The sequence below is a fragment of the Amycolatopsis mediterranei genome (assembly GCF_026017845.1).
Taxonomy (GTDB): domain Bacteria; phylum Actinomycetota; class Actinomycetes; order Mycobacteriales; family Pseudonocardiaceae; genus Amycolatopsis; species Amycolatopsis mediterranei.
The window spans coordinates 2,694,401-2,707,436 of record NZ_CP100416.1; the positions used below are offsets into that span (position 1 = coordinate 2,694,401).

At 70.7% G+C, this 13,036-nt stretch carries 12 protein-coding genes; 9 read left to right on the plus strand and 3 right to left on the minus strand.

Annotation, left to right across the window (positions count from 1 at the left end; translation table 11 throughout):
* Positions 1–67: 67 nt before the first annotated feature.
* Complete coding sequence (locus tag ISP_RS12910; protein WP_230468771.1) at positions 68–553, minus strand: hypothetical protein; 486 nt, start codon at positions 551–553, stop codon at positions 68–70.
* Between the two features lie 57 nt (positions 554–610).
* On the opposite strand from ISP_RS12910, the gene ISP_RS12915 reads away from it, so the two are divergent.
* The 3 genes from ISP_RS12915 (at position 611) to ISP_RS12925 (ending at position 4,115) form a co-directional block, all read left to right on the plus strand.
* Positions 611–1,852 carry an aminotransferase class I/II-fold pyridoxal phosphate-dependent enzyme gene (locus ISP_RS12915; protein WP_013224310.1) on the plus strand — a complete coding sequence of 414 codons (1,242 nt, stop codon included), beginning with the start codon at positions 611–613 and terminating at the stop codon, positions 1,850–1,852.
* A 116-nt stretch (positions 1,853–1,968) separates the two neighbouring features.
* Positions 1,969–2,946 carry a ferritin-like domain-containing protein gene (locus ISP_RS12920; protein WP_013224311.1) on the plus strand — a complete coding sequence of 326 codons (978 nt, stop codon included), beginning with the start codon at positions 1,969–1,971 and terminating at the stop codon, positions 2,944–2,946.
* A gap of 62 nt (positions 2,947–3,008) precedes the next feature.
* Complete coding sequence (locus ISP_RS12925) at positions 3,009–4,115, plus strand: FAD-dependent oxidoreductase (protein ID WP_013224312.1); 1,107 nt, start codon at positions 3,009–3,011, stop codon at positions 4,113–4,115.
* Between the two features lie 6 nt (positions 4,116–4,121).
* Here ISP_RS12925 and ISP_RS12930 read toward each other — a convergent pair whose 3' ends face one another.
* Positions 4,122–5,171, minus strand: coding sequence for a LacI family DNA-binding transcriptional regulator (locus tag ISP_RS12930; RefSeq protein WP_230468772.1), 1,050 nt, complete (start codon positions 5,169–5,171; stop codon positions 4,122–4,124).
* 159 nt (positions 5,172–5,330) lie between these two features.
* Here ISP_RS12930 and ISP_RS12935 point away from each other — a divergent pair, with 159 nt between their 5' ends.
* From ISP_RS12935 to ISP_RS12950, 4 genes are read left to right on the plus strand one after another with little or no spacing between them, the layout of a single operon-like run.
* Positions 5,331–6,611 (plus strand): ABC transporter substrate-binding protein, encoded by a 1,281-nt coding sequence (locus ISP_RS12935; RefSeq protein ID WP_013224314.1) that lies wholly within the window; start codon positions 5,331–5,333, stop codon positions 6,609–6,611.
* The gene (locus tag ISP_RS12940; RefSeq protein WP_013224315.1) at positions 6,611–7,543 is read left to right on the plus strand and encodes a carbohydrate ABC transporter permease; all 933 of its coding nucleotides are present in this window, start codon (positions 6,611–6,613) and stop codon (positions 7,541–7,543) included. The genes ISP_RS12935 and ISP_RS12940 overlap by 1 nt, the downstream gene beginning before the upstream one ends.
* Before the next feature lie 9 nt (positions 7,544–7,552).
* A complete protein-coding gene (locus tag ISP_RS12945; protein WP_013224316.1) occupies positions 7,553–8,443 on the plus strand; it encodes a carbohydrate ABC transporter permease in 891 nt (296 codons plus the stop codon).
* Between the two features lie 18 nt (positions 8,444–8,461).
* Positions 8,462–9,820: a GH1 family beta-glucosidase gene (locus ISP_RS12950; protein ID WP_013224317.1), complete on the plus strand. Its 1,359-nt coding sequence runs from the start codon at positions 8,462–8,464 to the stop codon at positions 9,818–9,820.
* Between the two features lie 61 nt (positions 9,821–9,881).
* On the opposite strand, the gene ISP_RS12955 is transcribed toward ISP_RS12950, so the two are convergent.
* A complete protein-coding gene (locus ISP_RS12955; RefSeq protein ID WP_013224318.1) occupies positions 9,882–11,678 on the minus strand; it encodes an AMP-dependent synthetase/ligase in 1,797 nt (598 codons plus the stop codon).
* Positions 11,679–11,806: 128 nt separating this feature from the next.
* On the opposite strand from ISP_RS12955, the gene ISP_RS12960 reads away from it, so the two are divergent.
* Complete coding sequence (locus ISP_RS12960) at positions 11,807–12,214, plus strand: hypothetical protein (RefSeq protein WP_013224319.1); 408 nt, start codon at positions 11,807–11,809, stop codon at positions 12,212–12,214.
* 10 nt (positions 12,215–12,224) lie between these two features.
* A complete protein-coding gene (locus ISP_RS12965) occupies positions 12,225–13,019 on the plus strand; it encodes a metallophosphoesterase family protein (protein WP_013224320.1) in 795 nt (264 codons plus the stop codon).
* Positions 13,020–13,036: the final 17 nt, after the last annotated feature.

The window sequence follows — 13,036 nt, forward strand, 5'->3', positions numbered from 1 at the left end:
GAACGTCTGGTCCATGGGGCGCATGATGCCGCGCCCAGCGGGTGCGCCGCGACCGGATATCGGGGCCTCAGCCGTCCCACACCGTGGCGCCCTGACGGAGAACCTCCACATCGGACTGTTCCTCGACCGGCCACAGCTCCACCACGTACCGGTAGTGCTCCCCGTACTCGTGGTCGTTCCAATCCACCGACGGCGGCCCGGCGGGCACGTACGAAACCCGCGCCCGGTACAGCCCCGGCAACACCGAAAAGTACTTCTCCTGCGACGGGTAGTCGGCCGGCCCGGAAATCACCAGCCGGCCGCTCGGAACCGGAAGGTCCGCTTCCACCACGTGCTCCGCGGCAGGCGACAACGCGGGCGCGGAGGGAGCCAGCGTCACCGAGGACTCCACCAGGTCCGACCGCGCCGTGGCGATCGCGATCCCGGCGGGCTCGGCCCCGATCCGGTGGGATTCCACCGCTTCCGAAGTCCACCCGCTGCCCGTCAGCCGCAACCCCGAATCCCGGATGGTGAACTGCCGCTGGTCGGCGTGGACGACGAGATGCACACTCACCACCCTAGCCAGGACCCGCCCCGAAATGGTATCGACGGCGGGTTTAGCGTTGACGGCATGACCACTGCTTCCGTCGACGTCGACACGGCCCGCAGCGACTACGCGGCCCTGGTCGGCCGAGGCCTCTCCCTGGACATCACCCGCGGCAAGCCCTCGCCCGAGCAGCTCGATCTCTCGAACGCGCTGCTCTCCCTCCCGGGCGAGGGCACCTTCAAGGCCGAGGACGGCACCGACGTCCGCAACTACGGCGGCCTGAAGGGCCTGCCCGAGCTGCGCCGCCTCTTCGCCGGCGCGCTGCAGGTGCCGGTCGAGCAGCTGCTCGCCGCGGGCAACTCGAGCCTCGAGCTGATGCACGACGCCGTCGTCCAGGCGCTGCTGAGCAAGCTGCCCGGCGCCGAGCGCCGCTGGGCCGACGAGCCGCAGGTGAAGTTCCTCGCCCCCGTCCCGGGCTACGACCGCCACTTCGCGCTCACCGAGCGCTTCGGCATCGAGCTCGTCCCGGTCGCGATGACCGACGAGGGCCCGGACATGGACGTCGTCGAGACACTGGTCGCCGAAGACCCCGCCGTCAAGGGCATCTGGTGCGTGCCGAAGTACAGCAACCCCACCGGCGTCACGTTCAGTGACGACGTCGTGAAGCGGCTCGCCACCATGCGCACCGCGGCGCCGGACTTCCGGATCTTCTGGGACAACGCCTACGCCGTGCACCACCTCACCGACGCCGAGCCGGAGCTGGCCGACCTGCCGGCCCTGGCCACCGAGGCCGGCAACGCCGACCGCGTCTTCGTCTTCGGCTCCACCTCGAAGATCACCCTCGCCGGGGCCGGCGTCGGCTTCTTCGGCGCGTCCGAGGCCAACCTCGCCTGGTGGACCGGCAACAGCGGCAAGCGCACCATCGGCCCGGACAAGGTCAACCAGCTGCGGCACGCGCACTTCCTCAAGGACGAAGACGGCGTGCGTGCCCACATGCGCAAGCACGCCGAGATCATCGGCCCGAAGTTCGCGGCCGTCGACCGCATCCTCACCGAGGAGCTGGCCGACCTGGCGTCCTGGACCAAGCCGACCGGCGGGTACTTCATCACGCTGACCGTCCCGCAGGGCACCGCGAAGGAGGTCGTGCGGCTGGCGAAGGAGGCCGGGGTCGCGCTGACCCCCGCCGGGGCGACCCACCCGCACGGCGCCGACCCGGCCGACGCCGTCATCCGGATCGCGCCGACCTTCCCGAAGCTCGCCGAGGTCGAAGAGGCCGTCCGCGCGCTCGCCGTGTGCGTCCGGCTCGCCGTCGCGCAACGCGGCTGACCTGCGGAAACCGAAGTCGATCAAAATTTTTCCCGTTTTGACCGAGCCGGGGGCCGTCCGGGTACGTATGACCGGTGGGTGAGGTGGACGAACTCGTCACGAGAGGACGTCCCCCGGTGTTCGGAAAACGCTACACAGAGCAGCTGATCGAGCGCAGCGCGGAGAACGCGACCGACCGCCGCCGCTTCCTCAAGGCTGCGGGAGCGACGGGGCTCGGCGTCGCGGGTGCCGGCGCGCTCGGCACGGCGCTGTCGCTGGGCCTCGGCTCGGCCGGTGCCACGTCGCAATACGGTGCGCAGGGAGGTGACGCGGCGAAGGAGGCGGCGAGTGATGCCGCCGTGCTGAACTTCGCGCTGAACCTCGAGTACCTCGAGGCGAACCTGTACTCGTTCGCCGTCTACGGCTACGGGCTGAACGAGAAGTACGTCAACGGGGTCGGCAACCTCGGCAAGGTCTCCGGCGGGCACGCGGTGCAGTTCAAGAACGAACACACCAAGCAGATCGTCCAGGAGATCGCCGGCGACGAGGTCGCGCACGTGACCTTCCTGCGCAAGGCGCTCGACAAGGCCGCCGTCGCGCAGCCGGAAATCGACTTCCAGAACAGCTTCACCGCGGCCATGCAGGCCGCGGGGGTGATCAAGCAGGGCCAGACGTTCGACCCGTTCGGCAGCGAGAACAACTTCCTGCTCGCCGCCTACCTGTTCGAGGACGTCGGCGTGTCGGCCTACAAGGGCGCGGCGCCGCTGGTGAACAACAAGACGTTCCTCGACGCGGCCGCGGGCATCCTGGCCGTCGAGGCCTACCACGCCGGGATCGTGCGGTCGGCGCTGTTCGAGCGCGGTCTCGGGGACATCACCAACAAGATGTCCGACGCCCGCGACAGCCTCGACGGCAAGGCCGACGACGACGAAGGCGTCCTCAAGTACGGCAAGGCGAACCTCGTCCCGGCCGACGCCAACGGCATCGCGTTCGGGCGCTCCGCCGAGCGCGTGCTCAACATCGCCTACCTCAACCCGGACAAGGTGAACTCGGGTGGCTTCTACCCGCGCGGCCTGAACGGCGAGATCGCCACCAGTGGTGCGAAGGAGAAGTAGGCACCGCGTGCCGCCGTCGCGGTAACGTCGACGACGGCGGCACGTGGAGTCGAGGGGGCGAAGTGCGGGTACTGGTCGTGGGTGGCGGGATCTCGGGCACGGTGACGGCGATGGCGCTGAAACTCGCCGGGCACGAACCCGTCGTGTTCGAGGCCTATCCCGCCGGTGGGGACGACATCGGCGCGTTCCTCACGATCATGCACAACGGCATGGACGCCCTGCGCGCCGTCGGCGCCGACGGGCCCGTGATCGAAGCGTCCTTCGCCGCGTACGGCGTGGAGCTCGTCGCCCCGACGGGGGAGACCGTCGGGCGGCGCGAGTTCGACATCGAAGGTCTCGACGGGCCGCGCACCCTCACCCGCGCGACGCTCTACCGCGTCCTGCAGGACGAGGCCGCACGCCGCGGGGTCCCGCTGGAGCGTGGTCGCCGGCTGGTGCGTGCGACGGCGGGGGACGGCGGCGTCACGGCGGAGTTCGCCGACGGCACCACCGCGACCGGTGACGTCCTCGTCGGCGCGGACGGCCTGCGGTCGGTCGTCCGGCAGCTGATCGACCCGGCCGCGGACGAGCCCCGCTACACCGGGCTGACCGTCGTGTACGGCTACACGCGCGCGGGCGGGCTGCCCGCCGCGCCGGGGATCTACCGGATGGTCCGCGGCAGCCGGGCGGCCTTCGGGTTCACCACGGACCCGGCCGGGGCGACGTTCTGGTTCGCCCGCATCCCGGACGCCGAGCGGTCCCGCGAGGAGATCGCCGCGGTCACCCCGGCGGGCTGGCGGGAGTTCGCGCACGCGGCGTTCGACGGCGACCCGCTGCCCTGCGCGGACATCGTCGCCGCCACCGGGGACGAGGTCTTCGGCGGCCACTCCTACGACGTCCCGGAGACGCGGGTGTGGTCGACGCCCGAGATGGTCCTCGTCGGGGACGCCGCCCACGCCGCGTCCCCGGCCGCCGGCCAGGGCGCGTCGATGGCACTGGAGGACAGCGTCGTCCTGGCGCAGTGCCTGCGCGACCTCCCGGACCCGGCATCGGCCTTCGCCGCCTACGAAAGCCTTCGCCGCGAGCGGGTGGAGAAGCTGGTCGCGGCGAGCGCGGGCCAGGACGTCGGCGAAGAAAGCGGCTGGCTGTACTCGCACCACCTCGACTGGGACGCGAAGATCACCGCCTGACCCGGGCTAGCGTCGCACGTTCCCGCCGCAGGAGTCGCGGACCACGAGTTTCGTCGGCAGCAGCACCGGTTCCGGGGTCGTCGCGTTCTCGAGCATCGCCAGCAGCGCGCCGGCCGCGGCCGTGCCGAAGCCCGGCTTGTCCTGGGCCACCGTCGTGAGCGCCGGGTCCACCAGGGACGCCACCTCGATGTCGTCGAACCCCACCACGGCCAGATCCGCCGGCACCCGCAGCCCGGCGGCGCGGGCCGCCAGCAGCGCGCCGACCGCCATCTCGTCGCTGGCCGCGAACACCGCCGTCGGCGGCTCCTTGCGGGCCAGCAGCCGCCGCATGCCGACGAACCCGCTCTCGCGGTAGAAGTCGCCGCCGATCACGAGATCCTCCGACACCGGCAGCCCGGCGTCGGCCAGCCCGCGCCGGTACCCCTCGGTGCGAGCCGTGGCCGGCGCGTTGCCGCGGGGACCGGTGATCGTCGCGATCCGGCGGTGCCCGAGGGCGGCCAGGTGCCGGACGGCTTCCGCCGCGCCCCCCGCGTTGTCCGAGGTCACGTGGGTGGCCCGCGGCCCGGACAGGGCGACGTCGAGTGCGACGCACGGCAACCCGGACTGGGCGAACGCGGTGAACGCGTCGGCGTCCGTCCCGCTGTCGATGAGCACCAGCCCGGCCAGGTGGTGCCGGCGGGTCATGCTCACGTAGCCGATCGGGTCGGCCAGCGAAACCCCCGGGTGGCGGTCGCGGGCGTCGTCGCTCGTCGCGAGCAGCAGCAGGTGGTAGCCGTGCGAGCTCAACGCGGATTTGAGGCCCAGCAACAGGTCCTGCAGGAACGGGTGGCGCCACCCGGGCCGCCGGTGGTCGGTGTCCCAGACCAGCCCGACCATCGCCGACTGCTGCCGCGACAGCGCGCGCGCCGACTCGTTCGGCGAGAAATCGAGGTCCCGCGCCACGCGTTCGACGCGTTCGCGCGTCGTCGCGCTGACCGTGGCTGGGCGGTTGAACACCCGCGACACAGTGGCGACGGAAACCCCGCAGAGCTGCGCGACTTCGCGGGCGGTGACCATGGTGACCTCCATCTTGTAACCGGTTACATCTGTATCACACGACTCCGGACTGCGTAAACGCCGAGCTGCTTTATCATTTCGTTACTTGACGCCGCCGTGCTGGGAGCGCTCTCATGGGACCCGCGTTTTCCGACCGGCCCGCAGAACAACGGAGATCTCATGCGCCCGAAAACGACAACCCGCCGGATCCGCCTGCTCGCGGGGGTGGGTGCCGCCCTGGTCGCGCTCACCGCGCTGAGCGGGTGCGGGAACAGCGGTGCCGCCGGTGGCAAGGTCAAGCTGAGCCTCGGCCTGTTCGGCAACTTCGGCTACACCGACCTGATCAAGGAGTACCAGGCGGCGCACCCGGACATCGAGATCACCGAACGGACAGCCGCCTACTCCGACCACCACAAGAACCTCGCCGCGCACCTGGCCACCGGCGCCGGTGCCGCGGACGTCGAGGCCATCGACACCGGGTACGTCGCCCAGTTCAAGGCGACGCCGGACAAGTTCGTCGACCTCAACACCGTCGGCGGCGACAAGCTCAAGGACCGCTGGCTGGGCTGGAAGTGGGCCGCGTCGCTGGCCAAGGGCGGCCAGCAGATCGGCTACGGCACCGACGTCGGCGGCCTGGCCATCTGCTACCGCCGCGACCTGTTCGAGCAGGCCCAGCTGCCCACCGACCGCGCCGCCGTGTCCGCGCTCTGGCCGACCTGGCAGGCGTTCTTCGAAACCGGCAAACGCTTCCAGGCCAAGGCACCGAACGGCGTCAAGTTCATGGACGGCGGCCCGACGGTGCTCAACGCGATCGTCGGCCAGGCCCCGCAGGGCTACTACGACCAGACCGACAAGCTCATCGTGGACAGCAACCCGGCGCTGCGCCAGGGCTGGGACCTCGTGGTCGACGCGGTGAAGGCGAACCTGAGCGCCGGCCTGCTCTACAGCACGCCGCAGTGGAACACCGGCTTCACCCAGGGCCAGTTCGCGACCGTCACCTGCCCGGCGTGGATGATGACCAAGATCAAGGACCAGGCGCCGGACACCGCGGGCAAGTGGGACATCGCGAGCGTGCCCGGCGGGGGCGGCAACTGGGGCGGCTCGTACCTGACCGTGCCCAAGCAGGGCAAGCACACGAAGGAAGCCGCGGAGCTGGCCGCCTGGCTGACCGCCCCCGAGCAGCAGGCGAAGGTCTTCACCGGCAAGGGCCTGCTGCCGTCGGCGCCGTCGCTCTACGACGACCCGAAGATCACCGGCTACACGAACCCCTTCTTCTCGGGCGCGCCCGTGGGCAAGCTCTTCACCGACGCGGCGAAGAAGCTGAACCCGCAGTACCAGGGCCCGAAGGCCGGCGACGTGCAGACCGAGTTCGGCAACGCGATGCAGCGCGTCGAGCAGGGCAAGCAGGACGGTCCGGCGGCGTGGCAGCAGCTGGTCGGTGACGTCGCGAAGATCAAGTGATGGCCGGCACCACCACGCTGACCTTCGCCGAGCGGCGGCAGAAGTGGGACGTCAAGCTGTCGCCGTTCGGTTTCATCAGCCCGTACTTCCTGATCTTCGGTGTCTTCGGGCTGTTCCCGCTGCTGTACACGGCGTTCGTGTCGCTGCAGAAGCGGAACCTCATCGACGCCGACGGCGCGCAGTTCATCGGGTTCGGCAACTACGAGCAGCTGCTGTTCCACGACCCGTACTTCTGGAACGCGATGGGGAACACGGTCAGCCTGTGGCTGCTGACCACGATCCCGCAGATCCTCTTCGCGCTCGGCATCGCGCACCTGCTCAACCGGCGGCTGCGTGGGCGAATGCTGTTCCGGATGGGGATGATCCTGCCGAACATCACCTCGGTGGCGGCGGTGACGATCATCTTCGCGCAGCTGTTCGGCCGGGACTTCGGGCTGATCAACTGGGTGCTGAGCTGGTTCGGCGGCGGGCACGTCGACTGGCAGGCCGGCACGGCCAGCTCGCACACCGCCATCGCGTCGATGGTGGTGTGGCGCTGGACCGGCTACCACGCGCTGATCTTCCTGGCGTCGATGCAGGCGATCCCGTCGAGCATGTACGAAGCCGCCACCCTCGACGGCGCCAAGGGGTGGCAGCAGTTCTGGCGGATCACCGTGCCGCTGCTACGGCCGCAGATCATCTTTTCCACGGTGATCGCGACGACCGGGAACATGCGGCTGCTCGCCGAGCCGCTGCTGTTCAACCCGGGCACCGCGGCCGCGACCGGCGGCTCGGACCGGCAGTTCCAGACCGCCGCGCTCTACCTCTACGAACAGGGCTTCACCAAGTACGACTTCGGCTACAGCTCGGCGATCGCGCTGATCCTGGCCGTGGCCACGATGCTCGTCGCGGGCCTGTCGTACCTGGTGACCCGGCGCATCCAAACGGACTGAGGAGCGGACATGACCACCGTGCTGACCCCGGCCGCCCCCGCGCCGCCGGGCTCGCGACCCCCTGGGCGGGCCCGGCGGCTCGCCCGGCGGGTCACGAGCCCGTGGACCTACGCCGCGCTGATCGCGATCCTGGCCGGCTCGGCGTTCCCGGTGTACTGGTCGTTCGTCGTCTCCTCGCAGACGACGGAGGCGGTCGGGAGCGTGCCGCCGGTCCTGGTGCCGGGCGGGCACCTGTTCGAGAACATCGCCCGCGTCTTCGAGCAGACGGACTTCGCGCTGGCGCTGGGCAACTCGCTGATCGTCGCGGGCACGATCACCGTCTCGGTGGTGCTGTTCTCGACGCTGGCCGGGTTCGCCTTCGCCAAGATGCGGTTCCGCGGGCGGACGGCGCTGCTGCTCGTGGTGGTCGCCACCCAGGCGATCCCGACCGAGCTGGGTGTCGTGCCGCTGTACATGATGATGGCCGACTTCGGGTGGGCCGGGCAGCTGCAGGCGGTGATCGTGCCCGGCCTGGTCACCGCGTTCGGCGTGTTCTTCATGCGCCAGTACTTCGAGCGGGCGCTGCCGCTGGAGCTGCTGGAAGCCGGCCGGATGGACGGCTGCGGCTCGCTGCGGCTGTTCTGGCACGTGGCCCTGCCCGCCGCCCGCCCGGCCGCGGCGGTGCTCGGGCTGTTCACCTTCATGCAGGCCTGGAACGACTTCTTCTGGCCGCTGGTGGTGCTGGTGCCGGAGAACCCGACCGTCCAAACCGCACTGTCCACACTGGCCAGCGGCTACACCACCGACTACACGCTCGTACTCACCGCCGCCACCATCGGCACCGTCCCCGTCCTCGTCGTGTTCCTGCTGTTCGGCCGCCAGATCGTCGGCGGCATCATGCAGGGCGCGCTCAAGGGCTGACCCACCTCGGAGCTCACCGTGACTTCCAGTTTCCCGCCCGGCTTCCGCTGGGGCGTGGCCACCTCGGCGTTCCAGATCGAGGGCGCCACCGACGCCGACGGCCGCGGACCGTCCATCTGGGACACCTTCGCGGTAGTCCCCGGCGCGGTGGCCGGCGGCCACACCGGCGAACCGGCGGCCGACCACTACCACCGCTGGCGCGCCGACCTCGGCCTGCTCGCCGACCTGGGCGTGGACTCCTACCGGTTTTCGGTGTCCTGGCCGCGGATCCAGCCGGATGGGCGCCGGCTGGAACGCCGGGGCCTCGGCTTCTACCGGCAGCTCGTGGAAGGGCTGCGGGAGCGGGGGATCGAGCCGTTCCTGACGCTGTACCACTGGGACCTGCCCCAGGCGCTGGAGGATGCGGGCGGCTGGCGGTCGCGCGACACGGCGTTCCGGTTCGCCGAGTACGCGGCGCTGGTGCACGAGGAGCTGGGCGACGTCGTCGACCACTGGACGACGCTGAACGAGCCGTACCCGTGCGCGGTCGCGGGTTACGGCGAAGGCCGCCACGCGCCGGGAGCCCGGGAGGGGCACGGCGCGCTGGCGGCCGCCCACCACCTGCTGCTGGGCCACGGCCTGGCGGTGCGGGCGATGCGCGAGCGGGCGGCACTGCCGCACCAGTTCGGCATCGTCCTCAACCAGTCGCCCGCGGTCCCGGTGTCGTCCTCGGCCGCCGACACGGCGGCGGCCGCGCGTCAGGACACCCTGCTGCGCCGCCAGTTCACCGACCCGCTGTTCGGCGGCCGCTACGCACCGGGCCTTTCGGCGATGTTCGACGGGGTCTCGGACTTCTCGTTCCGCCACGACGGCGACCTCGAGACGATCGGGGCACCGCTGGACTACCTGGGCGTGAACTACTACTACCGCTTGCACGTCGCGGACGCCCCGCACCGCGAACCGGACCCGGCGTTGCGGACGGTGGCCGACATCGGGGTGGACACGTCCCGGTTGCCGGAGGTCCCGCGGACGGGCATGGGCTGGCCGGTCGAGCCGGAGGGCCTCACCGAAGCCCTGGTCGGCCTGCACAACCGCTACCCGGGGCTGCCGCCGGTGTACGTCACGGAGAACGGGTGCGTGTACGCGGACCGGAGCGACTTCGCGGACTACGAGCGCATCAACTTCTTGAACGAGCACATCGAGGCGGCCCGCACGGCCGCGGCGGCCGGGGTGGACCTGCGCGGGTACTTCTGCTGGTCGCTGCTGGACAACTTCGAGTGGGCGCACGGGTACAAGCACCGGTTCGGGTTGATCCACGTGGACTACGAGACGCAGGAGCGCACGCCCAGGTCGAGTTACCGCTGGTACCGCGACTTCATCGCGGCCCAGCGCGAGTGAGCCCGAGCGCCCCGAGGTGGCCTTCGGTGCGCTGGACGCACCCAAGGCCACCTTGGGACGCTTACTTCTTGTACAGGCCTTCGATGTCGTTCGCGTAATTCTTCGTGACCACGTTCCGCTTCAGCTTCAAGCTCGGCGTGATCTCCCCACCGGCCTCGGTGAAGTCGTTCGCCAGCACGGTGAACTTCTTGATCGCCTCGGCCTTGGACACCGACTTGTTGGCCTCGTCCACCGCGGCCTGGATCTCCGCGAGCAGGTCGGCGTCCGAAGCCAGCTCCGCGACCGTGGCGGCGGCAGGCTTGCCGTGCTGGGACTTCCAGGACGGGAAGTACTCCTCGTCCACCGTCACCAGTGCCGCGATGAACGGGCGCTGGTCGCCCACCACCATCGCCTGGCTGACCAGCGGGGACGCCTTGATCGTGTCCTCGAGGCCGGACGGGGCGACGTTCTTGCCGCCCGCCGTCACGATGATCTCCTTCTTGCGGCCGGTGATCTTCAGGAAGCCGTCCGGGTCGAGTTCGCCCAGGTCGCCGGTGTGGAACCAGCCGTCCGTGAGCGCTTCCTTCGTCGCCTGCGGGTTGTTGTAGTACGCCCGGAACACGACGTCGCCCTTGAGGAGCACTTCGCCGTCGTCGGCGATGCGGACCGAGGTGCCGTTGACCGGCTTGCCGACCGTGCCGACGCGGAACGCCGTCTGCGTGTTGACGTTCGCCGCCGCGGACGTCTCGGTGAGGCCGTAGCCCTCGAACACGGGGACGCCGATGCCGCGGAAGAAGTGCGCCAGCCGGGCGCCGAGCGGGGCGCCGCCCGAGACCGCCGCGACGCAGCGGCCGCCGAGGGCCGCGCGCAGCTTGCCGTAGACGAGCTTGTCGAACACCAGGTGCTTCAGCTGCAGGCCGAGCCCGGCGCCGCCCTTGTCCTGCGCTTCGCTGTAGGCGACCGCGGTGGCCTCGGCGGCGTCGAAGATCTTGCCCTTGCCTTCGCTGTGGGCCTTCTGCTTCGCCGAGTTGTAGACCTTTTCGAACACGCGCGGCACGGCGACGACGAACGTCGGCCGGAACGTGCCCAGGTCGGCGACCAGGTTCTTGACGTCCGGGGTGTGCCCGAGGGTGACGCGGGCGGTCAGCGCGGTGACGGCGATCGCGCGGGCCAGCACGTGCGCCAGCGGCAGGAAGCACAGCAGCGAGTTGCCCTGCTCCATCAGCTGCGGGAACGCCTCGATGTCGGCGCGGATCTCGGCCAGCAGGTTGCGGTGGGTCAGCTCGACGCCCTTGGGGCGGCCGGTGGTGCCGGAGGTGTAGACGATGGTGGCGAGCTCGTCCGCGGACACCTCGCGGCGCCGGTCGTGCAGCTCGTCGTCCGAGAGCGGAGCGCCCAGCGCGGACAGCTCTTCGACGGCGGGGGAGCCGCCCTCGATCTGCCAGATGCTGGCCAGGTCGGTGAGCCGGTCGCGGATCTCTTCGACCGCCGCGGCGTGGGCGTTCGTCTCGACGAACACGCCCTTCGCGGCCGAGTCGGACAGGATCCAGTGCACCTGTTCGGGCGAGGACGTGTCGTAGATCGGGACGGTGACCGCGCCGGCCGCCCAGATCGCGAAGTCGATCAGCGTCCACTCGTAGCGGGTCTTCGACATGATCGCGACGCGGTCGCCGCGGCCGATCCCGGCCTTGGCCATGCCCTTGGCCACGGCCAGCACCTCGGCCGCGAACTCCTTGGCGGTCACGTCCAGCCAGCTGCCCTCGACCTGGCGGCGGAAGCTCACCACGTCGGAGAACCGCTCGGCGTTCGCCCAGACGACGTCGGACATGTTTTCGTCGTCGGCCACCGGCTTGCCGGCGGGAGCGCTGTATTCGCGCACGTGGACCTCCGTGTTCAAACGCGTGCGGCAGGTGACACCGCTGTTACCCGCCAGTCAACTTAGCGTGGTGAGCACCTTAAGACCATGCTGATCGGCGTCGCGCGGCGAGGGCGTGACATTCTTCGCACGTGAACGCGCCACCCTCACTCGACATCGTCGACGAGACGTTCCTCGCCGTTCCGCCCGCCACCGTGGCCGCGGTCTTCGCCGAGCCGGCCTCCTGGCGGCGCTACTGGCCCGACCTGGTCCTCGAGGTCTACACCGACCGGGGCGACAAGGGCCTGCGCTGGACCGTGACGGGTGCGCTCGTCGGTACGATGGAGGTCTGGCTCGAGCCGGTGCTCGACGGCACCCTGCTGCACTACTTCCTGCGGGCGACGCCTGCTGATGCGGCCGGGGCGCCTCGTGAGCTGGCGCCACGCAACCTGCGCCGGGAGTTCGACCGGCGGGCCCGCGCGGCGAAGGCGATCGCGCTCGGGCTCAAGGAGATCCTGGAGGACGGGCGCGAGCCCGGTGTCCCTCCGCGCGAGAAGTAGGGGAGCACGGGTGCGGGTACACGTCGTCTCGGACGTGCACGGCAACGCGGACGCGTTGAAACGGGCGGGCGACGGGGCGGATGCCCTGGTCGTGCTCGGCGACCTGGTCGACTTCGTCGACTACCACGACTACGAAAAGGGCATCATGGGCGCCCTGTTCGGCGCGGAGAAGGTCGGCGAGTTCGCCCGCCTGCGCCGCGAAGGCACCCGTGACGAAACCGTTGCCTTCTCGCGCACGCTCTGGGCGACCCTCGAAGACCCGGCCGCCGCGGTCGACGAGGCGATCCGCGCCCAGTACGCGACGCTGTTCGCGGCGATGACCGCGCCGACGTACGCCACGCCCGGCAATGTCGACACCCCGGCGCTCTGGCCGGAGTTCGCCGGCGAGGGCGTTCAGGTGCTCGACGGCGAGGTGGCCGAGATCGGCGGCCTGCGGTTCGGCTTCGTCGGCGGCGCGCTGCTGCCCGACGGCGTCGTCCCGCGGCCCCGCAAGGGCGCCGCCTGGCGCCCCTACCTGCGGGATCGCGCGGACTACGACCGGAGCGTGGCCGCCCTCGAGCAGGTCGACGTCCTGTGCACGCACGCCCCGCCCGCGCTGCCGGAGCTGACCTACGACGTCGTCGCGCGCCGCAGCGAGATCGGCTCGACGGCGCTGCTGGCGCTGATCCGGGCCCAGCGGCCGCGCTGGTCGGTGTTCGGGCACGTGCACCAGCCCCTGGCGGCGCGCGCCCGGGTCGGCCTGACCGAGTGCCGTAACGTGGGTCACTTCAAGGAGACCGGGCAGCCCTACGTGCTGCGCTGGTGACCAACCGCGGCGGCTAC